Raw genomic sequence first — 23,572 nt, forward strand, 5'->3', positions numbered from 1 at the left:
GAAGGCGAACGCAGCCTTGGTCCCGCCCGCCGTGTCGCACCGGCGCAACGCACCACCGGCGACCACCACCCTCCCCGAGTTCCCGAACTCCCCCGAACGAGGCGGATGATGACGAAAGAGCTGAGCCACAAGTCGACCCTCCGCGAGCTCAAGACCGACCGCGGCGTGCTCCGTTACCACGAGGCAGGGGAAGGCCCGCCGCTGCTCCTGCTGCACGGGTCGGGCCCCGGCGTCACCGGCTGGCGGAACTTCCGCGGCAACCTGCCCGTCCTCGCCGAGCACTTCCGCTGCCTCGTCCTGGAGTTCCCCGGGTTCGGCGTGAGCGACCCGGTGGAAGGCGGCCACCCGATGGCGCTCGCCCAGGACGCGGCCGTGCGCTTCCTCGACGGGCTCGGGCTCGACCGGGTGCGGGTGATCGGAAACTCGATGGGCGGCATCGTCGCCACCCAGCTCGCCGTCGCGCACCCCGAGCGGGTGGAGCGCCTGGTGACGATCGGCGGCGTCGGCAGGAGCCTCTTCGGGCCCGCGCCCGCGGAGGGGATCAACCTGCTCATGGAGTTCACGGAGGACCCGACGAGGGAGAAGCTCGTCGCCTGGCTCCACTCCATGGTCTACGACCCGGCGCTGGTCACCGAGGAGTTGGTCGAGGAGCGCTGGGAGCAGGCGACCGAACCGGCGACGCTGGCGAGCGCGCGGCGGATGTACGGCAGGGCGGCGTTCGCCGCGCAGGCGGCGGCCGCCGCGAAGGCCGACGCGACACCGCTCTGGGCGCAACTGCACAAGGTGCAGGCGCCGACGCTCGTCACCTGGGGGCGCGACGACCGCGTCAGCCCCGTCGACATGGCGGTGCTGCCGATGCGGACGCTGCCCAGGGGGGAGCTCCACGTCTTCCCCGACTGCGGGCACTGGGTGATGATCGAGCAGAAGGAGGCGTTCGAGAGCGCCGTGCTCTCCTTCCTCAACCGCCCGGTCGAAGGCGGTCGTTGACGGTGGCGGCGGTGGACGGCACGGCGTGGGACGAGACCGTCGACTTCCTCGTCGTCGGCAGCGGCGCCGGTGGGATGGCCGCCGCGCTCTCGGCGGCGCGGGCGGGTCTGAAGGTGCTCGTCGTGGAGAAGGCAGCCACTTTCGGAGGCTCGACGGCGCTCTCCGGCGGCGGCATCTGGATACCCAACAACCCGACCCTGCGCCGCAAGCGAGCCTCCGACGACCCGGACTCGGTCGTGCGCTACCTGCGCGCCATCACCGCGGGCGACGTCCCCGACGCGCGCTTGACCGCGTACGTCGAGCACGGTCCCGCACTCATGGAGCTGCTGGAGAGCAGCAGCCGGCACCTGCGGTTCTTCTGGGTCAAGGGGTACGCCGACTACCACCCCGAGGAGGAGGGCGGCCGGGCACTCGGCCGGACGGTCGAGCCCCTGCCGTTCGACACCCGCAAGTTGGGCGCGGAAGAGGGCGCACAGAAGCCCAACGGCATGAAGGGCCCCCTCGGCCTCTGGGTGACCTCGAAGGACTACCACGACCTCGCGATGGTCAAGCGCACCTGGCGCGGGCGCCGCGCCTCGCTCACTGCCGCCTGGCGGGTCTCGTCGAACGTGGTGCGCCGCCGCCACATGGCGACGGGCGGCCGCGCGCTCGCCGCGCGGCTGCGGATGGCCCTCGGGGAGGCGGGGATACCGCTTCGTCTGGAGTCCCCGCTGCGTCAACTCGTGCGCGACGAGGACGGCTCGGTGCGCGGCGCCGTCGTCGCTGCGGGGCTGCGCGTCCGCGCCCGCCGCGGGGTCCTCCTCGCGACCGGCGGCTTCGACCACAACCGCGAGCTCCGCGAGAAGTACCTCCCGGACGGCGGCCGGGACGACGTCAGCGCGGGCGCGGCCGAGAACACGGGCGACGGCATCCTCGCGGGCCAGGAGGCGGGCGCGGCCCTGGAGTTCATGGACGACGCCTGGTGGATGCCGTCGGTCCGGCACCCTTCGGGGGCGATCGTGCCGCTCGTCTCGGAGCGGTGCATCCCGCCCTCGGTGATCGTCTCGGCGGAGGGGCGGCGGTTCACCAACGAGTCGGCGCCGTACGTCAACTTCGTCCACGACCAGCTCGAGGGCGGCCATGTGCCGGCCTGGTTCGTGATGGACGCCAAGGCACGCGCGCGCTACCCCTTCGCGCAGGTGCTCCCGGGTGCGCCCTTCCCCAAGGCGTACTACGAAGCGGGCACGGTCCACCGTGCCGAGACGCTCACCGCGCTCGCCGGGTCGATCGGCGTTCCCGCGGCGGCGCTCGCGGAGACGGTCCGCCGGTTCAACGGCTTCGCCCGCACGGGCCGCGACGAGGACTTCGGCCGCGGCGACAGCGCCTACGACCGCTACTACGGCGACCCGACGCTGCCCAACCCGAACCTCGACGAGCTGACGAAGCCCCCGTACTACGCGGTCCGCATCGAGGCGGGCGACCTCGGCACCAAGGGCGGGCTCGTCTGCGACGAGCACAGCAGGGTGCTGCGCCCCGACGGCACCCACGTCCCGGGCCTGTACGCGACGGGGAACACCTCGGCGTCGGTGATGGGCCACGAGTACGCGGGCGCCGGCGCGACGATCGGCCCGGCCATGGTCTTCGGGCACCTCGCGGCGCGGCACGCGGCAGCACGGGAGGAGGCGTGACCTCCGCCGTGACGACGCGCGCCCCTTCGCAGCCCGGCGAACAGCCGCCGCCCGCCCACGCGTTGCGCGTCACGGTCGCCGAGGTGGTGGCCGAGACCGAGGACGCCTGCTCGCTCGTCCTGCAGCCGGAGCCCGCCGACGTGCACCGCTTCGCCTACCGTCCCGGCCAGTTCCTCACGCTCCGCGTCCCGACGCCGGACGGCGGCTGGACGGCGCGCTGCTACTCGCTGGCGAGCTCCCCCGACACCGGGGAGCCGCTGAAGGTGACGGTCAAGCGCACGGCGGGGGGCCTCGGCTCCAACTGGATCTGCGACGAGGTGAGCCCCGGCACCCGCCTCGACGTCCTGCGCCCCGGCGGCACTTTCACACCGCCCTCGCTCGACGAGGACCTCGTCCTCTTCGCGGCGGGCAGCGGCGTCACGCCGGTGATGTCGATCCTCAAGTCCGCGCTCCGCGCGGGCACGGGGCGGGTGGCGCTCGTCTACGCCAACAGGGACGAGCGGTCGGTGATCTTCGGCGACGAGCTGCGGGAGCTGGCGCGGGACCACCCGGACCGGTTGCACGTCGTCCACCTGCTGGAGTCGCTCCAGGGGCTGCCGTCGGAGCCCGTACTGCGGGCGCTCGCCGGGGAGTTCGCCGCGCGTCGGGCGTTCGTGTGCGGTCCCGAACCCTTCATGGAGACGGTGGGCGCGGCGCTGCGGAGCCTGCGGGTGCCGCCCGAGCGCGTCCACGTCGAGCGCTACACCTCGCTGACGGGCGACCCGTTCGCCGCGCCCGAGCCCCCCGACCCGGACGAGTCGGACGACGGGCAGGACGCTGCGACGGTGCACGTCACCCTCGACGGCGAGACCCGCACCGTCCGCTGGCCGGCGGGCGCCCGCCTCCTCGACGTGCTCCTCGCCGCCGGGCTCGACGCCCCGTTCTCCTGCCGCGAGGGCGCGTGCAGCGCATGCGCCTGCCGCGTGCTGGAGGGCGAGGTGGAGATGGCACACAACGAGGTGCTGGAGCGCGAGGACCTGGAGGAGGGCTACGTCCTCGGCTGCCAGTCCACCGCGCGCACCCCTGAAGTCGCCGTCACCTACGACGAGTAGGCATCGCCAGGCCGATCCACGACCCACGACCCACGACCCACGGAGACCCCATGCTGGACCCCGCCCAGCGCACCGCAGCCGCGGAGGCGCTGTGGACAGCCGAACGGGAGCGGACCCCCGTCGAGCCGCTGCGCGAGAGCCACCCCGGTATCGACGTCGTCGACGCGTACGAGATCCAACTCGCCAACATCCGCCGCCGAACGGCGCAGGGCGCACGCGTCCACGGGCACAAGGTCGGGCTCTCCTCGGCCGCGATGCAGCAGATGATGGGCGTCGACGAGCCCGACTACGGCCACCTGCTGAGCGACATGGTGCTCGACGCCGGCGAGCCCGTGGACACCTCCCGCTACCTCCAGCCGCGCGTCGAGGTGGAGGTCGGCTTCGTCCTCGGAGCCGCGCTGCCGGGCGAGGGCTGCACCGAGGACGACGTGCGCGCGGCGACCGCGTACGTCGTCCCCGCGATCGAGCTGATCGACAGCCGGATCGAGGACTGGCGGATCGGCCTCGCCGACACCGTCGCCGACAACGCCTCCTCCGCCGGCGTCGTCCTGGGCGAGGCCCGCGCCCCGCTCTCGGCGCTCGATGTCGCGGACGTCGACGCGGTGCTCCACCGCGGCGGCGAGGAGGTGGCGCGCGGCAACACCAGTGCGGTGCTGGGCGATCCGACGACGGCGGTCGCCTGGCTCGCCCGGAAGGTCGCCGGCTTCGGCGTCCGGCTGGAGGCCGGGCACCTCGTGCTCCCCGGCTCCTGCACCCGCGCCTGGGACGTGCGGCCAGGCGACGACGTCCGCGCCGAGTTCGACGGGCTCGGCTCCGTTTCCGTCCGATTCAGGTGAGGCGAGAATGACCAAGGCAGCACCGGCACAGGCGACCGCGGCCATCGTCGGCCCCGGGAACATCGGGACCGACCTGATGTACAAGCTCCTGCGCTCGGAAGCGATCGAGCCGAAGTGGATGGTCGGCGTCGACCCGGAGAGCCCGGGGCTCAAGCGCGCCGCGGGCGAGGGGCTCGACGCGAGCGCCGAGGGCGTCGACCGGCTCCTCGACCGGGAGGACCGCCCCGACCTCGTCTTCGAGGCGACCTCGGCGGCCGTCCACCGGGCCAACGCTCCTCGCTACGCCGAACTCGGCATCCAGACCGTCGACTTGACCCCGGCCGCGCTCGGCCCCGCCGTGGTGCCCGCGGTGAACCTCGGCGAGCATCTGGAGACGCCGAACGTCTCGTTGATCACGTGCGGCGGGCAGGCGACGATCCCGATCGTGCACGCCGTCTCGCGCGTGGTCCCCGTCGCGTACGCGGAGATCGTCGCGAGCGTCGCCTCGCCCTCGGCGGGTCCCGGAACGCGCGCCAACATCGACGAGTTCACGCACGCCACGAGCCGCGGCATCGAGACGATCGGCGGCGCGGAGCGCGGCAAGGCGATCATCATCCTCAACCCTGCGGAGCCGCCGATGCTCATGCAGGACACCGTCTTCTGCGCGATCCCCGCCGACGCCGACCGCGCCGCCGTCGCCGACTCGGTCCACCGCACCGTCGCGGAGGTCGCCGCGTACGTCCCCGGCTACCGGCTGCGCGCCGAGCCGCAGTTCGACGACCCGACGACGGTGAGCGGCGGCCTCGCACGCGTCGCCGTCTTCCTCGAGGTGGAGGGCGCGGGCGACTTCCTCCCTCCCTACTCAGGAAACCTCGACATCATGACGGCCGCCGCGACCCGGGTGGGAGAGGGCTTCGCCCGCCGCAACGGCGGCTGACGGCGCAGCCCGTCGACACCCCACCCAGCCACTCCGACCAGGGAGACCCCTGCCATGCCCTACAGCGCCGACCTGGACGTCCGGGTCACTGACTCCTCGCTGCGGGACGGATCGCACGCCAAGCAGCACCAGTTCACCGCCGAGCACGTCCGCTCCGTCGTCGCCGCACTCGACGGGGCGGGGGTGCCGGTGATCGAGGTCGCGCACGGCGACGGCCTCGGCGGCTCGTCCTTCAACTACGGCTTCAGCCACACCCCCGAACAGGAGCTCGTCCGGACGGCCGTGGAGACCGCGCGGCACGCGAGGATCGCCTTCCTGATGCTCCCCGGGCTCGGCGTCCAGGACGACATCAGGGAGGCCGCGGGGAACGGCGCCGCCGTCTGCCGGATAGCCACCCACTGCACCGAGGCCGACATCTCCGTCCAGCACTTCGGCCTTGCGCGCGAACTCGGCCTGGAGACCGTCGGGTTCCTGATGATGGCGCACAGTTCGCCGCCCGAGGCGCTCGCCAAGCAGGCACGGATCATGGCGGACGCCGGGTGCCAGTGCGTCTACGTCGTCGACTCGGCGGGCGCGCTGGTGCTGGAGGACACCTCGGCGCGAGTGGCGGCGCTCGTCGCCGAGTTGGGGACGGACGCGCAGGTCGGCTTCCACGGGCACGAGAACCTCGGGCTCGGCGTCGCCAACTCGGTGCTCGCGGCGCGCGCCGGAGCTGTCCAGATCGACGGCTCGACCCGGCGGTTCGGCGCCGGTGCGGGGAACACCCCGGTGGAGGCGTTCGCCGCCGTCGCCGAACGGCTCGGCCTCCGCACCGGGATCGACACCGCGAAGATCATCGACGCCGCCGAGGACGTCGTACGCCCCGTCATGGACCGCGAGTGCCAACTCGACCGGCTCTCGCTGACGATGGGCTACGCGGGCGTCTACTCCTCCTTCCTCACCCACGCCGACCGGCAGGCCCGCCGCTACGGGGTCGCCGGCGCCGACATCCTCGTCGAGGCGGGCCGCCGACGGCTCGTCGGCGGCCAGGAGGACCAGCTCATCGAGATCGCCGTCGGACTCGCAGCAGAGGCGGCGGGCGACGGGCAACGCGCACAAGACCGGTGAACGAGCGGCGAGCGGGCCGCCGCACCGGCTCCCGCGAACGCCGCAGACGAGGAGACGTCGCACTATGGCCGATACCGTTCTCGACAGGATCGAAGCGGCAGCCGAGACCTTCCGCGAGCAGGGCCCGCTCAACGAGCGCGCCGGCAAGCTCACCGAGGAGACGGCGAGCGCCCTGCGCAGCGCGCAGGCGATCCGGATGCTCCAGCCGAAGTCGCACGGCGGGCTCGAGGTGCACCCCCGGGAGTTCGCCGACACCGTGATGCGGATCGCCGCGCTCGACGGGGCGACGGGCTGGGTCGCCGGCGTGGTCGGCGTCCACCCGTGGGAGCTCGCTTTCGCCGATGCGAAGGTGCGCGACGAGATATGGGGGGAGGACCAGGACACCTGGGTGGCGTCCCCCTATGCGCCGATGGGTGTGGCGCGGCCGGTGGACGGCGGGTACGTCTTCAACGGCCGCTGGCAGTTCTCCTCCGGTACCGACCACTGCCGCTGGATCTTCCTCGGCGGTCTGCTCGGCGACGCGGAAGGCAACCCGACGGGCGAGTCGCTCCACCTGATCCTCCCGCGCTCCGACTACGAGATCGTCGACGGCAGTTGGGACGTGGTCGGGCTCCGCGGGACCGGCAGCAAGGACGTCGTCGTCCGGGACGCGTTCGTGCCCGAGTACCGGACGCTGCCGGTCTCCAAGGTCGAGTCGGGCGAGGCCGCGCGCGAGGCGGGGGTCACCAACCCGACGTACCACATGCCGTTCTCGGCCGCGTTCCCGCTCGGCATCACCGCTTCGGTGATCGGCATCTGCGAGGGCGGGCTCGCGCTCCACGCCGCCTACCAGTCGAAGCGCGTCACCGTCATCGGCGACGAGGTGAAGAACGACCCGCACGCGATGTACGCGCTCAGCGAGGCCGCCGCCGAGATCGCCGCGTCCAGGGCGGCGCTCCTCGACAACGCCTGCCGCATGTACGACCTCGCCGCCTCCGGCCGCAAGGCGACCTTCGCCGAACGCGCGGCGGGCCGCCGCACGCAGGTGCAGGCCGCCTGGCGCGCGGTCCGCGCCTTCAACGAGATCTTCGCCCGCTCCGGCGGCAACGGGCTGCGCATGGACAACCCCATGCAGCGCTTCTGGCGCGACGCCAACAACGGCCTTGTGCACGCGATCCACACGCCTGGCGGCGTCTTCCAGGGAGCCGCCCTCAGCCAGCTCGGCGTCGACCCGCCGGCCGGCCCGATGCGCATGATGATCTGAAGCGAGGAGTAGAGAAATGACCCACATCAGGGGACTGGGCTACCTCAGGGTGCAGACGGCCCACCACGACAGGTGGCGCGAACTCGCCATCGACGGGCTGGGCATGGCGCCCGGCTCCGGACCCGAGGAGGGGGCGCTCTACCTGCGCATCGACGAGCGCAGGGCGCGCCTCGCGCTGCTCCCGGGCGACGTCGACAAGGTGCTCTCCGTCGGTTGGGAGGTGCGCGACGGCGCCGCCCTCGACGCAGTGCGCCGGCAGGTGGAGGACGCCGGCACCGCGGTGAAGGAGCTGACGCCGACCGAGGCCCGGCAGCGGGACGTGGAGGCGGGCGTCGCCTTCCACGACCCGGCGGGCGTGCAGGTGGAGGTCTTCCACGGACCCGTGCTCGACCACTCGCCGCTCGTGACCGGCTTCGGGCAGCGCTTCCTCACCGACGGTCTCGGCTTGGGCCACGTCGTGCTGCCGACGGCGCACGCCGACGCGACCGTCGCCTTCTACACCGAGGTCCTCGGCTTCCTGCCGCGCGGTGCGATGAAGGTGGGGCCGCCGGAGGACGAGCCGGTGCCGCGGATCAGGTTCATGGGCGTCAACCAGCGCCACCACAGCCTCGCCGTCTGCCCGGCGCCGCCCACCGACGTGCCGGGACTCGTCCACCTCATGGTGGAGGTCGACTCGCTCGACGCGGTCGGCATCGCGCTCGACCGGGTGCAGAAGCTCGGCTTCTCGATCTCCTCGACGCTCGGCCGGCACACCAACGACAAGATGGTCTCCTTCTACGTGCGCGCGCCCGGCGGTTGGGACATCGAGTACGGCACGGAGGGGATGCTCGTCGACGAGACGACGTACACGGCCGAGGAGATCACAGCGGACAGCTACTGGGGCCACGACTGGTCGGGCTCCGAGCCGCTCGCCGCCCTCACCCCGACCGACTGACCACGTCCGCGGGCCGGTTCCGGAACCACCGGGGCCGGCCCGCTCCCGTTCCCCGCCAACCCACCAGCAAGGAGACGAGATGGACCGCAAGCAGCGGGCCGCGCAGCCCGACCACGAGGCGGACGTCCTCGTGCTCGGCTTCGGCTGCGCCGGGGCAGCGGCGGCGTACGAAGCGGCGGCGGCCGGCGCCGAGGTGCTGGTGCTGGAGCGGGCCGGCGGACCCGGCGGTTCCTCGGCGCTCTCCGGCGGGGAGATCTATCTCGGCGGCGGCACCGAGGTGCAGCGCGCGTGCGGCTTCGACGACAGTCCGGCCGAGATGGAGGCGTTCCTCACGGCGGCGCTCGGACCGCACGCGGACGAGGCGAAGATCCGCGACTACTGCGACGGGAGCCTGGAGCACTACGAGTGGCTCGTCGACCGAGGCGTCGGCTTCCACCACTCGCTCTGGTCGGCGCCGACGTGGATGCCGCTCACCGAGGACGGACTGATGTGGCTCGGCGAGAACAGTTGGCCCTACAACGAGTTGGCGAAGCCGGCGCCGCGCGGGCACCGCCCCGGCACCTCCTCGTTCGGCGGCTGGCTGCTGATGGAGAAGCTCTCGGCAGCCGCCGCGGAGGCGGGCGCCGTCACCCACAACGACACACGCGCCACCGGGCTCCTCACCGACACCGAGGGACGGGTCCGCGGCGTCACCGCACGGCGGTACGGCGAGGACCTCGTCTACCGGGCACGGCGGGCCGTCGTCGTCACGACGGGCGGATTCGCCGACAACGACGAGATGCTGGAGCACCACGCCCCGCAACTGCGGGCGCACGGAAAGGTGAGCGACGGGCTCGACGACGGCAGCGGCATCCGGATGGCGATGCGCCTGGGCGCGGCGACGCGCCGCATGTCGTGCGTGGAGACCGCGCTCTCCGTGGTGCCGGGGCTCATCGCGCGGGGGATGCTCGTCAACGCGCTCGGTCAGCGGTTCGTCAACGAGGACACCTACCCCGGGCTCGTCAGCGTCGCGGCCGTCTACGACCAGCCGGGGCCGGCGTGGACGATCGTCGACGAGGAGGGGTACGAGTCCCTCGAGGAGCGCGAACGCTGGGGCATCAGGCCGCAGTTCGTCGCCGCCACCCTCGCCGAGCTGGAGGCCGGGACGGGTATGCCGGACGGCAGCCTCCAGTCCACGGTCGCCGCGTACAACGCGCACGCGGAGCGGGGAGAGGACCCGTACTTCCACAAGGACCCGAAGTGGCTGCGTCCGCTCCGCCCGCCGTACGCGGCGATCGACAGCCGCGTCGGGTTCGGTTCGGACGGCGGGAGCGAGGCGGGCACGGGGGCGTCCGGGTTCACCCTCGGCGGCCTCCACACCAGCACGCAGAGCGAGGTCCTCGACCTCGACGGGCACCCGATCCCCGGCCTCTACGCGGCCGGACGCGCCGCCTCGGGGATGCACGGCGAGGGTTACATCTCCGGCACCTCGCTCGGCGACGGCACCTTCTTCGGGCGCCGCGCGGGGAAGGCGGCAGCCGCGCGGGGGTGAACGGCGGCCGCTGGACGGGGAGTTCGGGGATTACTGCTGCTTGTCGGCGAAGCGGCCCTGGAGCATGCCGGTGGCCTGGCCCACCTCGACGAGGTAGCCGTCGGGGTCGCGCAGGTAGCAGCGGATCTCCGCCTTGCGGTCGAGCGGCTCGGTGAGGAACTCGGCTCCCTTGCCGCGCGCGTGCTCGTAGAAGGCGGCGACGTCCGCGACGCGCACGTTGAGGAACGAGGAGACCGGGTCGCCGGGTTGCGGAGGCCGCAGCGTCACGCCCGGCTTGTCGGGGGTCGGGCCGCCGCCGGGGTTCATGATGAGCCAACCGTTGGCGACGGCGACGATGCAGGGGTTCTCCTCCAGGACGATCTCCCCGCCGAGGACCTCGGTGTAGAACTTCCGCGAGGTCGGGACGTCGCGCACGGTGAGGAAGTGGGTGAGGACGATGCCCTCGCTCGGCACGGGCCACTGGTCGTGCTCCACGGCTCACCTCCGGCTCGGCGACGTCCGTCCGGGCGCGCCCGGACGGCGTGCGTCTCACCGTAAGCGCGGCTGCGCCGGTGCGCACTCCGGGTGCGGGCGCAGGTCAGGGCCGCCGGCGCCGTCAGAGGAGGCGGGTCCGCCCGCGCTTGAGCGCGTCGAAGCGCTCGCGCGCGCATCGCCGAGGCGAGCGGCCGTCGGCGCGCGGGTGCCGCTCGGTGGAGGCGGCGAAGAGCCGGCTGTCGGCCTCGGTGAGGGCGAGGAACGCGCCGTGGAGCGCGGCGAGTTGGCGGTTGACGCGCGCCAGGCGCTCCTGACGCCGGGCGAGTCTCAGGTTGTAGAGGTCCGACCCCGCGTAGCCGGTGGAGACGAGGATGACGGTGAGGGCCGCAGCACCCACGGGGCGCCACGGTGGCGTCCCGCGGACGGCGCGGCGGTGGCCGGCCGAACTCGTCGACTCACCACCGCCGTTGGGCCGCACGGACTGCTCACCGGTCGGGCAGCAGATCCCTCGACGCCTCGGCCGCTCTCCGCACGATCCGCTCCCGCGGGAAGCCAGACTGCGCCTCGGCCGCCTGCTGGTTGCCGCCGGCCACGTGGACGGGTCCGTACGGCAGCCGCTCCAGGCCCTCCCCGGCGACGTCCTCGGGCTCGGCGACGTCGAGCCCCGGCAGGTCGAGGTGGAGCCCCGCGCGCTCCATCGCGGGGGTCCGCGTGACGCCGAGGATCAGCTCCAACACGTCGACGCCGTGCGGGGCGAACTCCAGCCACAGCCCCTCGGCGAAGATCCGGCCGAACGCCTTCGCCGCGGAGTAGATGCTGACCTCCTCGTGCCCGAGGAACCCCGCGAGCGAGCCGCTGAGCAGCAGTCCGCCCCGTCCGCGCGCCTTCAGCCGCGCGCCGAAGTGGTGCGGCAGGGCGAGTTGGGCGGTGATGTGCAGGTTGAGGACCTGCTGCATCGACGCCATCCGGGACTCGACGAACTCCCCGCCGTGCGTGTTGGCGCCCGCGTTGAAGACGGGCAGGCCGACGTCGAGCCCCGCCGTCTCGCGGGCGACGGCTACCGGGGTCGCGGGTCGAAGAGGGCGAGCGTCCGCACCTCCACGCCGTGCTTCCCCGCCTCGGCGGCCGCCTCCCGCAGCGGCTCCTCGCGGCGTGCGAGGAGCACGAGGTTGACGCCGGCCTCCGCGAGCTGCCGCGCGAATGCCGCGTCCACCCCTCGGAGCCGCCCGCCACCACGGCCCAAGGGCTACCGTTCCGCGTCGATCACCGTGCCTCCCGGGTGGTGCGATCCGCTGCGGGGTCGAAGACGGGCACGACGCCGTCGAGCGCGGCCTGCTCCACGGTGTCGCGCAGCGCACCGCAGACCCCGACGGCTTGCGCCTCGTCGCGCAACTCGGGGCAGCCGGCGCGGACTTCGGAGGTCCACTGCACGCTCGTGTGCTGCCAACTGAACTTCTGCACCTGCACGTGGCTCCCGCAGGCCCGGCACGCGAGCGGCACCAGGCTGCGGCGCTCCTCGCGCTCCCAAGCCGGCTGCCGCCCGCCGTCGCTCGGCGGCCGCATCAGCCGGCGGCGCCCGCGGCAGCGCCCGCCTGCTCGGCGCCGGCCTCGGCGCGGCGTGCGAGGTTCTCCTCCATCTCCCTGCGCCACGCCTCGACGGGCCTGCTCGTGTCGAGCTCGAACTCGAACCGGTCGGTCATCTCCGCGCGTACGTCGGCGACGTCCACGTAGAACTGCTCGTACCAGCGCCGGAGTTGGTACACAGGGCCGTCCTCCTCGCAGAGGAGCGGGTTGTCGATCCGGGTCTTCGACTTCCAGATCTCGATGTCCTGCTCGAAGCCCAGCTTGATGAAGTCGCCCATGCCGCGGGCCTGGTGGAGCGCGGTCTCGTCGGGGAGCCCCGCGGGCTTCTTGACGATGATCCCGTACATCAGGACGAACTTGTTCGCCGTCACCGGGTAGTGGCAGTTGATGAGGATCGACTCGATGTCTCCGGTGTCGAACTGGTAGACCAGCTCGTCGATCATGAACGAGGGGCCGAAGTACGAGGCGAGAGAGGTGTTCCCGAGCATCGTCGGCTCGCCCTCCAGCGCAGGCTTTGCGACGTCCTCACGCGAGAGGCCCTCCATGTACTGCGTCGCGACGTGGCCCTCGAAGACGTTCCGGAACTTCGTCGGGAACGCGTGGTGCACGTAGAAGAAGTGCGCCATGTCCACCACGTTGTCGACGACTTCGCGGCAGTTGGTGTCGACCTCGACCGAGTACCAGACCCAGTCGCTCCACTCGTCGCTCAGCCCGCCCTCGATCCGCGGGATCGCCTGCTCCTCCAGGGGCGGGTTGCCCTCCGGGTCGTTCCAGACGAAGAAGAGCCCGTCCTGGTCGAGCGTGGGCCACGAGCGGGTGCGGGCGCGCGGCGGGACGCGGCGCCCGTACGGGATGCCGGCGCAGCGGCCGTTGCCGCCCCACCGCCAGTCGTGGAACGGGCAGGCGACCGCGTCGCCCTTGACGGTGCCCTGCGACAGGTCGCCGCCCATGTGCCGGCAGTAGGCGTCGAGTACGTGCAGTGCGCCGTTGCTGTCGGCGAAGACGACCAGCTTCTGGCCGAACGCCTGGACCGAGTGCGGCCCGCCGTCCTTGAACGACTCGGACACGCCCAGGCAGTGCCAGCCGCGCGCGAACCTCGTGGGTACCGCACCGGTGTCGATGGTGCGTACCTCGTCCGGGGACTGGGTGGTGCTGACAGCGCTGCTCACAGTCGTCCCTCCCTTCGGTGAATGACCTCAAGCTAGGGCGGCGCACGCCCGCGGACACCGGCGAGTCCCGCTGGCCGGGACGGAGCGCGGGGCCGCGTCCGAACGCGCCTAGCGTGCATCCCGGCCGGGCGGCGCAGCCGAGACGTGCGTGCACCGGCGCAGGCGCGCGAAAGGCGGTTCGTGGTGACGGGTGAGAGCGTGCGGAAGGCGGTGCGCGACCTGCTGCCGGCGATCGGCGAGCGGGCGCAGGAGACGGACGACGGGCGGGCCGTCGCCTCGGAAACCGTGCGGGACCTCGCGGCGGCGGGCGTCTTCAGGACGCTGCAACCGCGGCGTTACGGAGGGGAGGAGGGCGACCCCGTCGAGTTCTTCCGGCTCGTCCGCGAACTCTCCGCCGTCTGCGGCTCGACGGGATGGGTGGTCTCCGTACTCGGCGTCCACCCCTGGCAGTTGGGCCTCTTCGACGACCGTGCGCAGGCCGAGGTCTGGGGCGAGGACGCCGATACGCTCGTCTGCTCCGCGTACGCGCCGACCGGCCGTCTCACGCCCGACGGCGGGGGCGGTTACCGTCTCTCCGGGCGCTGGCGGTTCTCCTCCGGCTGCGCGCACGCGAGTTGGGCGTTGCTCGGCGCCCTCGTCGTCGGCTCGGAGGGGCATCCCGTCGACTTCCTCACCGTGCTGGTGCCGCGCTCCGAGATCCGCATCGTCGATGTCTGGGACGTCGTCGGGCTGCGGGGCACGGCCAGCAACGACCTGGTCGTGGACGAGGCCGTGGTGCCCGCGCACCGCGTGCTGAGCAACTACCGCCAGGCCCAACTCTGCGGCCCGGGACAGCAGGTGAACACCGGACCGCTGTACCGCCTGCCGTTCGCCGCGGTCTTCACCCACGCCATCGCCTCCCCGCTGCTCGGCATCGTCTCCGGCTGCTGGGAGCGGTACGTCGAGACGATGCGCGAGCGCACCCGGCTCAGCCTCGGCGGCGACCGGTTCGCCGAGGACCCGTACGCGCAGGTCTCGTTGGCGAGGGCCGCGAGCGAGTTCGATGCCGGTGTCCTCCAAATCGAGCGCAACCTGCGGGAGTTGGGGGAGTGCGCGGCGTCGGGCCGGGAGATCCCGCTCGAACTGCGCCTGCGTACGCGGCGGGACCAGGTCCGCGCCACCGAACGCGCCACGTACGCCGTCGACGAGCTCTTCCGCACGGCCGGCGGGATGTCCCTGCACCGCGGCCACCCGATCGAGCGCGCCTGGCGCGACGCGCACGCGGGCAGCGTCCACGTCGCCAACGACCCGGAGCGTGCGCTGGCGATGTACGGGCAGGGCGCCTTCGGCCTCTCCGTCGAGGACAACCTGGTGTAACGCGACCCGCATGCACGGCGGTTGGCGTCAGGCGCCCGACGCCATCCCGCGCGCGGCGAGGTAGCCGAACGTCATGGCCGTCCCGAGCGGTATCCCCGGCCCCGGGTAGCACCGCCCGCTGAGCGAGGCGGCCGTGTTGCCCGCCGCGTAGAGCCCGGGGAGCACGGTGCCGTCGGTGCGCAGCACGCGGGCCGCGGCGTCGGTGCGGAGGCCGCCCTTGGTGCCGAGGTCGCCGAGGCGGACGGGGGCCGCGTAGTAGGGCGGCTCGGTGAGCGGGACGAGGCACGGGTTCGGGTGCTCCTCGGCCGCGGCCGGGTCGGCGAAGAACCTGTCGTACGCCGACGTGCCGCGCCCGAAGGACGCGTCCTCGCCCGTTGCCGCCGCCGCGTTGAACTCCTCGGCGGTGGCCCGGAGTCGCGCCTCGGGCACGCCGATGCTGCGGGCGAGTTCCTCCAGCGTGTCGGCGCGGTGCCAGGTGCCGGCTGCCAGGCTCGCCTCCGGGTCGATGTCGGGGACGGCGATGAGCGGCATCCGTCCGCCCTCGCGCGAGTCGAAGACGAGGTGGGCGGGGTCGCGGAGGGCGGCGTCCGCGGCGAGTTCGCGCCCCATGCGGTCGTAGGGGAGCGACTCGTTGGCGAAGCGGCGACCCTCGGCGTCGATCAGAAAGCCGCCGCGGAGACCGAGGACGAAGGAGGGGGCACCGTCGGGTTGGGGCGAGACGGGGCACCACCACGCCTCGTCGAGCAGTCCGGTGGCGGCGCCGAGCGCGGTCGCCGCGTCCATCGGACCGCCGTCGTTGCTGCCCGCGGGTGCCATCGACGTCGCCGGGCCGCCGGGGACGCCCTCGGCGGTGCGCCGCTGCGCGTTCCGCTCGAAACCGCCGGCCGCCAGGAGCACCCCGCGGCGGGCCCGCACCGTGCTCCGGGTGCCGTCCTCCGCCGTGACGACGGCGCCTGTCACCCGGCCCTCCTCGGCGGTGAGTTCGGTCATCGCGGTGCGGGTGCGCACCTCCGCGCGGCCGGTGCTGCGCACCGCGAGGAGCAGGCGTCCGATGAGCGCCCTGCCGCCGTCGAGCATCCCGTCGTGCCCGCGTGCGCCGCGGTCCCTGTCGACGGCGGGGCGGACGAGGGCGGCGTCTGCGCCGAGCTCGGCGAGGGGCAGGTCCGCCGGCATGACCGAGCGGCCGAGAGGAAGGCTGCCGGGGGCCTCGAAGTAGTCGGGGAACGCTCGCCAGGCGAACGCGACGTGCTCGTTCGCCTCCAGCGTCGCGACGACCTCGGGCGCATGGCGGAGGAACGCCTCCCTGCGCTCCTGCTCGAAGTCGCCGAGGAGCGCGTGGAGATAGCTGCGCGCTGACTCGGTGGAGTCGCCGGCGTCCGACCTGCGCTGCACCTCGCTCCCGGGGAGCCAGCAGGCGGCACCCGAGTACGCCGAGGTGCCGCCGAGCAGCGGCGTACGCTCGACCACCAGCACGTCGAGGCCGGCGGAGGCGGCGGTGTAGGCGCCGGTGAGCGCGCCCGCGCCGGACCCGACCACCAGTACGTCGCACTCGCGCAGCCCCTGCCGCCCGCCTTCAACCGTCGTTCCCACCGCGCCTCCTCGTCCGGTCCGCCGCCCGTCTCCGGGTGCCGACGACGAAACCGCAGGGCTCGGCGCTGCGGCGAGCGCAGTCCCACTCAGCGGACGTGCGACGCGGGGATTGACGTGGCTTCCCGCCTCTGATCCTGCGGAAGCTACGGGCGGGTATGGTCGAGGTGAGCCGAACCGAGGGAGTGAGGATTCCGTTGCCCAGAGTCGCCTCGGGCCGTGCGGCAGCCGAACCCAGCTCTGCCGAGCAGCGCGCCAGGTACCTGCGGATACTCCGGGTCGCCGCCCGGCTGGGCTCCGAACTCGGCCTGGAGCGCGTGCAGATGCACGAGGTGGCCAAGGGAGCCGGCGTCGCCATCGGGACTCTCTACCGCTACTTCCCGTCCAAGACGCACCTCTTCGTCGGCGTCATGGCGGACCAGGTCGAGCGCATGGGCAGGCGCGTCGGCCAGCCGAAAGGCGTGCCGCCCCACGAAGCCGCGTTCACGGTACTCCAGGAGTCGAGCAGGGCGCTGCTGCGGCGACCCAACCTCGCGATGGCGATGCTCACTTCGTCGAACGCGGCGAACGCGGCGACCGTCACGGACGTCGGCCGGATCGACCGCGGCTTCCGGCAGCTCCTCCTCGACGCGATCGGTCTGGAGCAGCCGACGGCGCACGACGTCACACTCATCCGGCTGCTCCTCCAACTCTGGTACGGCGTCCTCCAGTCGGGGCTAAACGGCCGCGTCTCCATGCCGGACGCCGAGGCCGATCTCCGCCTCGCCTGCCGGCTGCTCCTGGCGGGGCTCTCCAACACGCAGACGCCGCAGGCGGGTTGAGGCGGCGTCCCGGCGAGCGGGACGACACCACGTGCAGGCTGGGCCAACCGCCTATCGTCTGCGGGGAGTCGGCCCCCACATGTCAGGAGCTTCGCGATGGCACGCCGTACGATCGTGACCGGTTCGGCCTCCGGGATCGGGCGGGCCACCGCCGACCTGCTGCGGGCCAGGGGCGAGCAGGTGATCGGCGTCGACCTGCGTGACGCCGAGGTCCGCGCGGACCTCGGCACCCCTGCCGGACGCCGGGACGCGGTGGAGTCGCTCGCCGCCGCGCTCCCCGACGGCGTCGACTCCGTCGTCGCCTGCGCCGGGATCGCGGCCCAGGAGCCCGCCACCGTCGCGGTCAACTACTTCGGCACCACCGCCCTGTTGGCCGGGCTCCGGCCGCTCCTCGCACGCGGCACGGACCCGCGGGCCGCGCTCGTCGCCTCGATCACCGCGACCTCCGCGCTCGACGAGGCGACCGTGGCGGCATGCCTCGACGGCGACGAGGAGCGCGCCGTCGCCTGCGCGGCCGAGGCGGCGCCGTACGAGATCTACCCGTCCTCCAAGGCCGCGCTCGCCCGCTGGGTGCGGCGCACCTGCCTCGCCCCCGGATGGGCGGACGCGGGCATCCCGCTCAACGCGGTCGGTCCCGGGGTCGTCCGCACACCGATGACGGACGGCCTCTTCTCCGACCCGGCGAGGAAAGCGGCCATGGACGAGGCGGTCCCGATGCCGCTCAACGGCTACGCCGGGCCCGAGACGGTGGCCGCGGCCCTCGCCTGGCTCACGAGCCCGGAGAACACGCACGTGACGGGCCAGTTGCTCTTCGTCGACGGGGGCGCGGAGGTGGCCCTGCGCGGGGAGGGGCTGCGCTGAGCGGTCGGCGCGGGCCGCCCGATCGGGCCGAGACCCCGTCGTGTCGAGCACCGCCAGCGCGTGAGCGGCGAAGGTGCGCCGCGGGTCGCGTCCGGCGAAGTACGGCGTCACTTTCGCTGCGCACTCCTCGGCGCTGAAGGCGTTCTCGTCCGCGGTGAACTGCTCCTCGACGCTGGGCGGGGCGAGGAGCGCGACCATCCCGCCGTGGACGACGAAGACCCGGCCCGAGATTCCGGCCGCGGCGGGCGAGGCGAGGTAGCGGACGCACTCGGCGACGCGTTCGGGCGCCACGACGTCGGTCCCGCCGTCCGAGGGGTCGGCACCGAAGGTCGCTTCGGTCATGGCGGTGCGCGCCCGTGGGCGGATGGCGTTGGCCCGCACTCCGTAGCGCGCGAGGCCCTGCGAGGTGGCGAGGGTCAGCGCCGTGATGCCGGCCTTCGCCGCCGCGTAGTCGGGCTGCCCTGCCGAGCCGAAGAGGAGCGCCTCGGACGGGGTGTTGACGACGCAGCCGTCGACGGTGCGCCCGACCACGTGCTCACCGTGCCGACGGCGTTGCGGAAGGAGCGCCTGCCTCGTGGACCTGGCGTCCTCGGCCTTGTCGCTGAACGAGGGCTCGGCCAGCGCGCCGAAGCCTGCTGCGCTCGCCGACGACCGGGTCGCGACTCGGTACGCGGCAAGGGCGTTCAAGTGCTCGGGCGCCTCCGGCCTCGCGGGCATGCTCGGGAGGCTTCCGCCGCCCCGCCCTCAGCAGTCCGGTGCGCGTCGCAGCACCTTGCCCGTCGCGTTGCGCGGCAGCCGCTCCCGGGTGAGGCGCCACTTGCTCGGCACCTTGAAGCAGGCGAGGCGCTCGCGGGCGAAGGCGTGCAACTCGGCCTGCTTCGGCTCGTGTTCGGCCCTGACCACCACGACGGCGGCCACCTCCTGGCCCTCGTGCGGCGAGCCGAGCACCGCGCATTCGGCGACACCCGGGTGCTCCTCCAGGCAGTACTCCACCTCGTCCGGACAGACGTGCTCCCTGTGCGCATGGCGGTCCCCTCTCGGCGGTCCGCGGGGAGGGAACGTCTCACGCCGTGTTGCGGCAGCCTGTGCCGTCTCCCGGTGAGCGGGACGGTCGAAGCCGCCCGGTCCTGCCCGTCGCTAGCGTCCGCACCACGCACCCTGCGACGGCCGACGCGTCGCCGTGGTGACGACCACGCCCCACCGAGGAGGCCCTCGTGAACCCGCGCCCCACGCAACCCGCCGCAGCGCCCGACCCGTTGGCACCCGCCCGCCTCGGCCCCCTCGAACTGCGCAACCGCACCATCAAGGCGGCGACCTACGAGGGGCTAAGCCGCCACGGACTCGTCACCGAGGAGCTCATCGACTTCCACCGCCGTCCCGCGGCCGGCGGCGTCGGCATGACCACGGTCGCCTACTGCGCCGTCGCCCCGGACGGCCGCACCGACCGCCACCAGATCCTCTGGCGCCCCGAGGCCGCCGCGGGTCTGCGCAAGCTCACCGACGCGGTGCACGCCGAAGGCGCCGCGATCTCCGCACAGTTGGGCCACGCGGGCCCCGTCGCCGATCCGAAGGGCAACAAGGCGCCGAGCCTCGGCCCCGGGCGGATCTTCCACAAGACGACGTTGAGCCTCACCAAGGCCGCGACGCTCTCGGACATCCGGCGGGTCGTCCGCGCGCACGGAGACGCGGCGAGGATGGCCGTCGAGGTCGGCTTCGACGCCGTCGAGGTGCACCTCGGCCACAACTATCTCGCCAGCTCCTTCCTCAGCCCCAAGCTCAACCGCCGCGACGACGCCTACGGCGGCAGCCTGGAGAACCGCGCCCGACTCGCCAGGGAGACGGCGCGCGCGGTGCGGGACGCGGTGGGCGACCGCATCGCGATCATCGCCAAGCTCAACATGGACGACGGCGTCCCCGGCGGCTTCTGGCTCGACGAGGCGATCCGGGTGGCCGAGTGGCTCGAGGAGGACGGTTCGGTCGACGCGCTGGAGATGACGTCGGGCAGCTCCCTCGACAACCCGATGTACCTCTTCAAGGGCGACGCACCGCTCGACGACTTCGCGGCCGTCATGCCCCAGCCGATCAAGCTCGGCGTGAAGCTCCTCGGCAAGCGCATCCTCCGCGCCTACCCCTACAAGGACGCCTACCTCCTCGACGACGCGCGGCAGATCCGCGCCGCCGTCAAGCTGCCGATGATCCTCCTCGGCGGCGTCACCTCGAAGGAGGTGATGGACACGGCGATGGCGGAGGGGTTCGAGTTCGTCGCCATGGGGCGGGCGTTGCTGCGGGAGCCCGACCTCGTCCACCGGATCGCCGAGGACGAGCGCGTCCGCTCCCTCTGCATCCACTGCAACAAGTGCATGCCGACCAACTACACGGGCACCCACTGCGTCCTCGTCGATCCGGTCGGGCCGCGGGGCGAGGCGTGGCGCCAGGGGCGCTCCACCGTCTGAACCGCGGGAGGAGCATGTGGCCACCGACACCCTCGCAGGACTGCTGCTCGCGCGGCTCGGCGAGGGCGGTCGCCGAGCAAGCGGGCATCGGGCCTCCGGGGAGGCGGACGGTCCGCAGGGCACGACCCCGGGGTGCGGGCCACGTTGCGTGGTCAGTTCGTGCACCAGGACGTTGCCTCGGGCATCCGTCGCCCATGACGTTTCCCGGCACACGAAAGCGGGCCGGGAGCGGGGCTGTGCGCCCTGCTCCCGGCCCGCTTCGAGGGGGCGGGCCCCTATGCCCGCGCCATCAGTACGCGGAGTCGACGTTGTCCATCGAGCCGTACTTGTCAGCCGCGTAGTTGCAGGCGGCGACGATGTTGGCGACCGGGTCGTAGAGGTCCTTCTCGGTCCCCTTCACGTGGTAGGCGTCGAAGGTGGGCTGGATCACCTGGAGGAGACCCTTCGACGGGACACCCTTCTTCGCGTTGACGTCCCAGTCGTTGATCGCCTTCGGGTCACCGGCGGACTCGCGGATGACGTTCCGCTTGATGCCGTCGTAGGAGCCCGGGATGTCGTTCTTCTTCATGACGTCGCGGGCTTCCTTGATCCAGCCGTCGAGGTTGTTGCTGTACTTCTTCGGCTGGCCCCGCTCGGCGGAGCGCGAGGCGGCGTCGCCCTCGGCGCGGTCGTCTGCCTTCTGCGCGGCCCTGGCGTCCTTGCCCTTGGCGTCCTTGTCGTCGGTCTTCGTGCTGTCGGCCTGGCCGGCGGAGGTGAGGAGGCTGCCCTGCGCGTCGGCGTTGGCCAGGTCACCGCCGTGGGCGCGCTGGCCGGGTATGGCCAGGGCCTTGTCGCTGTCCACGTCTGCGACCTTGGCGACGCTGCCGTCCTGCTGCGACACGACCTTCTTCGGCCCCTGGTCGCTCGGCGCGCCCTGTGCCGAGGCGGCAGGCGCCGCCGCCATCACGAGAGCCGCGGTGGTGCCTGCGGTGACCACACCGGCGGCGGAGTAGGTGCGGAGCTTGGAGGGACGGTTCAGGAAGGTGGTGGCGTTGAGCATGCGGGTGGGTGCCCTTTCGTTTGCGGGTCCGATGAGGATCTTGTCCACATCGGCGAGCAATGTCCGCAATTGTTAAAGCAGGCTGAGCCCCGGGGCAAAGATGTGACCTACGACGCTGCTTCGTTGCCGCACGCTCGCCGAAGGCGCTTGCGCCCGCGGGGCCCGTCGCGCACAAGGGCCGGCGCGACGCCGCCGCGACTACGGTCCTTCGGGAGTGACGTGGGCCCTATGAGCGAGCGCACCCCGCATCGGTCCGGCCGCGACGGTACGTAACCGACTGCCGGCGAACGGGAGTTGAGCGAGGGGACCGGCGCGAGCCGCTGGATGCCGATGCATCCCCTCCGCCGAGGCTTGGGCGTATACGCGCGTGTCACAGGAGCGGAAACCTGGCCGGCAGCCCCTACGGCAGCCGCAGTCATCCCAGGGATCGTGCGGCGCCCTCAGCCGTTCTTGCCGCATGGGGGCGTCGCTGGGCGGGGCAGAAACGACGCCTCCGGGCGCATCGGACCGGTGCCGAACCGCGGCGCCGCGCGAACGACCACGCCGGCGAATCCTCGGCTTACGCAGGGTGAACGAACACCCACGCCCCACGGCCCAAGGCGTGGCATCGCAGCAGCGGCGCACCCGGGAAGGTGCCCTCCGCCTATGAGCCGACGGCCGCCCGTCGCTCGCCACACGATGAGCGCCCCGCTCAGCTCGCGTGGAGCGGGGCGGCAAGGGTTGGGTACGGGACGCACATCGGACCCGACCGAACGCTGGCCGCCCGGCGACCAGGACGAACACCGGGCGCGCGGTGCGAAGCACCACGACGGACGGGCGCGCTGCCCCGCGCTCCCAGGTGCTCGACCCTAAGCACCGCAGCCGACGCGGGGGCCGTCCGCGAGCAGCTCCCGCCACCCCGACATACGAAAGCGGGCCGGGAGCGGGGCTGTGCGCCCTGCTCCCGGCCCGCTGCGAGGGGTCGGGCCCTGTGGGTCCCGGCTCCCTTAGTACGCGGAGTCGACGTTGTCCATGGAGCCGTACTTGTCGGCGGCGTAGTTACTCGCCGCGGCGATGTTGGCGACCGGGTCGGTCAGGTCCTTCTCCGTGCCCTTGACGTGGTAGGCGTCAAAGGTGGGCTGGATCACCTGGAGCAGACCCTTGGAAGGGGTGCCCTTCTGGGCGTTGACGTCCCAGTTGTTGACGGCGTTGGGGTCACCCGCGGACTCGCGCATGACGTTCCGCTTGATGCCGTCGTAGGAGCCGGGGATGTCGTTCTTCTTCATGACATCGCGGGCTTCCTTGATCCAGCCGTCGAGGTTGTTGCTGTACTTCTTCGGCTCGCTCCGCTCGGCGGAGCGCGAGGCGGCGTCGCTCTTGGCGCGGTCGTCGGCCTTCTCGGCCTTGCCGCTCTTCTCGTCGCCGCTCTTGGCCTTCTTGTTCTCGCCGGCCTGCGCGTCCTTGTCGAGGATGCTGCCCTGGGCCTTGGCGTTGGTCAGGTCGCCCTCGTGGCCGCGCTGCCCGGGGACGTCGAGGACCTTGCCGTCCTTGACGTCGGCGGTCTTGGCCGGCTGCGCGGTGGCGGTCTTCTGCGCCCCCTGGTCGCTCGGCGCGTCCGAAGCCGCGGCCGGCGTGCCCGCCATCACGAGCGCCGCTGCGGCACCGGCGGCTGTCACACCGGCGACGGAGTAGGTGCGGAGCTTCGAGGGGCGGTTCAGGAAGGTGGCGTTGAGCATGAGGGTGAGTGCCCTTTCCGGTTGCGTGCGTGCCTCGCGGAGGTTCGTCCGCTATGGCGTGCAATGTCCGCAATTGTTAGAGCAGGCTCGGCCCAGGCGCAAAGATGTGACCTACGAAGCGGCTTACAAGGGCCGGTCGAGCGCCTGTGCGCACGGGCGCCCCCTGCGGAGCCGGACACCGGTACTTCCTACGAAGCAGCT

The 23,572-nt window shown here is 72.7% G+C and carries 23 protein-coding genes and 1 pseudogene; 13 read left to right on the forward strand and 11 right to left on the reverse strand.

Annotated features, from left to right (window positions below; all coding sequences use genetic code 11):
* The first annotated feature begins 105 nt into the window (after positions 1-105).
* The 9 genes from F603_RS0118040 to F603_RS0118080 all read left to right on the forward strand — a co-directional run bounded on the left by F603_RS0118040 (position 106) and on the right by F603_RS0118080 (position 10,312).
* Positions 106-987, forward strand: a complete 882-nt coding sequence (locus F603_RS0118040) for an alpha/beta fold hydrolase (protein ID WP_019547382.1) — start codon at positions 106-108, stop codon at positions 985-987.
* Between the two features lie 11 nt (positions 988-998).
* The gene (locus F603_RS0118045; RefSeq protein ID WP_019547383.1) at positions 999-2,654 is read left to right on the forward strand and encodes an FAD-binding protein; all 1,656 of its coding nucleotides are present in this window, start codon (positions 999-1,001) and stop codon (positions 2,652-2,654) included.
* Entirely contained in the window at positions 2,651-3,745 is a 1,095-nt protein-coding gene (locus tag F603_RS0118050; protein WP_019547384.1) for a ferredoxin--NADP reductase, read from the forward strand. The genes F603_RS0118045 and F603_RS0118050 overlap by 4 nt, the downstream gene beginning before the upstream one ends.
* A gap of 50 nt (positions 3,746-3,795) precedes the next feature.
* On the forward strand, positions 3,796-4,581 hold the full coding sequence (locus F603_RS0118055; RefSeq protein ID WP_019547385.1) for a 2-keto-4-pentenoate hydratase: 786 nt from the start codon (positions 3,796-3,798) through the stop codon (positions 4,579-4,581).
* A gap of 7 nt (positions 4,582-4,588) precedes the next feature.
* Complete coding sequence (locus F603_RS0118060; RefSeq protein ID WP_019547386.1) at positions 4,589-5,497, forward strand: acetaldehyde dehydrogenase (acetylating); 909 nt, start codon at positions 4,589-4,591, stop codon at positions 5,495-5,497.
* Positions 5,498-5,551: 54 nt separating this feature from the next.
* Complete coding sequence (dmpG, locus tag F603_RS0118065) at positions 5,552-6,604, forward strand: 4-hydroxy-2-oxovalerate aldolase (RefSeq protein WP_019547387.1); 1,053 nt, start codon at positions 5,552-5,554, stop codon at positions 6,602-6,604.
* 64 nt (positions 6,605-6,668) lie between these two features.
* Positions 6,669-7,847, forward strand: coding sequence for an acyl-CoA dehydrogenase family protein (locus tag F603_RS0118070; RefSeq protein ID WP_019547388.1), 1,179 nt, complete (start codon positions 6,669-6,671; stop codon positions 7,845-7,847).
* Positions 7,848-7,863: 16 nt separating this feature from the next.
* Complete coding sequence (locus F603_RS0118075; protein ID WP_019547389.1) at positions 7,864-8,781, forward strand: VOC family protein; 918 nt, start codon at positions 7,864-7,866, stop codon at positions 8,779-8,781.
* Between the two features lie 79 nt (positions 8,782-8,860).
* Positions 8,861-10,312 (forward strand): FAD-dependent oxidoreductase, encoded by a 1,452-nt coding sequence (locus tag F603_RS0118080; RefSeq protein WP_019547390.1) that lies wholly within the window; start codon positions 8,861-8,863, stop codon positions 10,310-10,312.
* 30 nt (positions 10,313-10,342) lie between these two features.
* Here the strand turns inward: F603_RS0118080 and F603_RS0118085 are convergent, their stop codons facing one another.
* The 6 genes from F603_RS0118085 to F603_RS0118105 form a co-directional block, all read right to left on the reverse strand.
* A complete protein-coding gene (locus F603_RS0118085) occupies positions 10,343-10,786 on the reverse strand; it encodes a VOC family protein (protein WP_019547391.1) in 444 nt (147 codons plus the stop codon).
* A gap of 121 nt (positions 10,787-10,907) precedes the next feature.
* Positions 10,908-11,183, reverse strand: coding sequence for a hypothetical protein (locus tag F603_RS32345; protein WP_019547392.1), 276 nt, complete (start codon positions 11,181-11,183; stop codon positions 10,908-10,910).
* An 88-nt stretch (positions 11,184-11,271) separates the two neighbouring features.
* Positions 11,272-11,751, reverse strand: a complete 480-nt coding sequence (locus tag F603_RS32350) for an SDR family NAD(P)-dependent oxidoreductase (RefSeq protein WP_342665927.1) — start codon at positions 11,749-11,751, stop codon at positions 11,272-11,274.
* A 92-nt stretch (positions 11,752-11,843) separates the two neighbouring features.
* Positions 11,844-11,999 carry a hypothetical protein gene (locus tag F603_RS35905; RefSeq protein ID WP_245600827.1) on the reverse strand — a complete coding sequence of 52 codons (156 nt, stop codon included), beginning with the start codon at positions 11,997-11,999 and terminating at the stop codon, positions 11,844-11,846.
* 50 nt (positions 12,000-12,049) lie between these two features.
* Positions 12,050-12,349 carry a hypothetical protein gene (locus tag F603_RS32355; RefSeq protein ID WP_019547393.1) on the reverse strand — a complete coding sequence of 100 codons (300 nt, stop codon included), beginning with the start codon at positions 12,347-12,349 and terminating at the stop codon, positions 12,050-12,052.
* Complete coding sequence (locus F603_RS0118105) at positions 12,349-13,539, reverse strand: 3-ketosteroid-9-alpha-monooxygenase, oxygenase component (protein ID WP_019547394.1); 1,191 nt, start codon at positions 13,537-13,539, stop codon at positions 12,349-12,351. The genes F603_RS32355 and F603_RS0118105 overlap by 1 nt, the downstream gene beginning before the upstream one ends.
* Positions 13,540-13,722: 183 nt before the next feature.
* On the opposite strand from F603_RS0118105, the gene hsaA reads away from it, so the two are divergent.
* A complete protein-coding gene (hsaA, locus tag F603_RS0118110; protein ID WP_026328519.1) occupies positions 13,723-14,895 on the forward strand; it encodes a 3-hydroxy-9,10-secoandrosta-1,3,5(10)-triene-9,17-dione monooxygenase oxygenase subunit in 1,173 nt (390 codons plus the stop codon).
* Between the two features lie 27 nt (positions 14,896-14,922).
* Here the strand turns inward: hsaA and F603_RS0118115 are convergent, their stop codons facing one another.
* A complete protein-coding gene (locus tag F603_RS0118115; RefSeq protein ID WP_019547396.1) occupies positions 14,923-16,485 on the reverse strand; it encodes an FAD-dependent oxidoreductase in 1,563 nt (520 codons plus the stop codon).
* Between the two features lie 194 nt (positions 16,486-16,679).
* Here F603_RS0118115 and F603_RS0118120 point away from each other — a divergent pair, with 194 nt between their 5' ends.
* Both F603_RS0118120 and F603_RS0118125 read left to right on the forward strand, forming a co-directional pair.
* The gene (locus tag F603_RS0118120; protein ID WP_026328521.1) at positions 16,680-17,303 is read left to right on the forward strand and encodes a TetR/AcrR family transcriptional regulator; all 624 of its coding nucleotides are present in this window, start codon (positions 16,680-16,682) and stop codon (positions 17,301-17,303) included.
* Between the two features lie 96 nt (positions 17,304-17,399).
* Positions 17,400-18,164, forward strand: a complete 765-nt coding sequence (locus tag F603_RS0118125) for an SDR family oxidoreductase (protein WP_019547398.1) — start codon at positions 17,400-17,402, stop codon at positions 18,162-18,164.
* Between the two features lie 207 nt (positions 18,165-18,371).
* Here the strand turns inward: F603_RS0118125 and F603_RS35910 are convergent.
* Positions 18,372-18,881 (reverse strand): annotated as a pseudogene (locus tag F603_RS35910) (SDR family oxidoreductase); the annotation flags it as partial.
* Positions 18,882-18,908: 27 nt separating this feature from the next.
* Positions 18,909-19,157, reverse strand: coding sequence for an AMP-binding enzyme (locus tag F603_RS0118135; protein WP_019547400.1), 249 nt, complete (start codon positions 19,155-19,157; stop codon positions 18,909-18,911).
* A gap of 221 nt (positions 19,158-19,378) precedes the next feature.
* On the opposite strand from F603_RS0118135, the gene F603_RS0118140 reads away from it, so the two are divergent.
* On the forward strand, positions 19,379-20,617 hold the full coding sequence (locus F603_RS0118140) for an NADH:flavin oxidoreductase (protein ID WP_019547401.1): 1,239 nt from the start codon (positions 19,379-19,381) through the stop codon (positions 20,615-20,617).
* 289 nt (positions 20,618-20,906) lie between these two features.
* On the opposite strand, the gene F603_RS0118145 is transcribed toward F603_RS0118140, so the two are convergent.
* Both F603_RS0118145 and F603_RS0118150 read right to left on the reverse strand, forming a co-directional pair.
* Entirely contained in the window at positions 20,907-21,656 is a 750-nt protein-coding gene (locus F603_RS0118145) for a transglycosylase SLT domain-containing protein (RefSeq protein ID WP_019547402.1), read from the reverse strand.
* Positions 21,657-22,642: 986 nt separating this feature from the next.
* On the reverse strand, positions 22,643-23,371 hold the full coding sequence (locus tag F603_RS0118150) for a transglycosylase SLT domain-containing protein (protein WP_019547403.1): 729 nt from the start codon (positions 23,369-23,371) through the stop codon (positions 22,643-22,645).
* Between the last annotated feature and the right edge of the window lie 201 nt (positions 23,372-23,572).

The organism is Streptomyces sulphureus DSM 40104, from assembly GCF_000381025.1.
Lineage (GTDB): Bacteria > Actinomycetota > Actinomycetes > Streptomycetales > Streptomycetaceae > Streptomyces > Streptomyces sulphureus.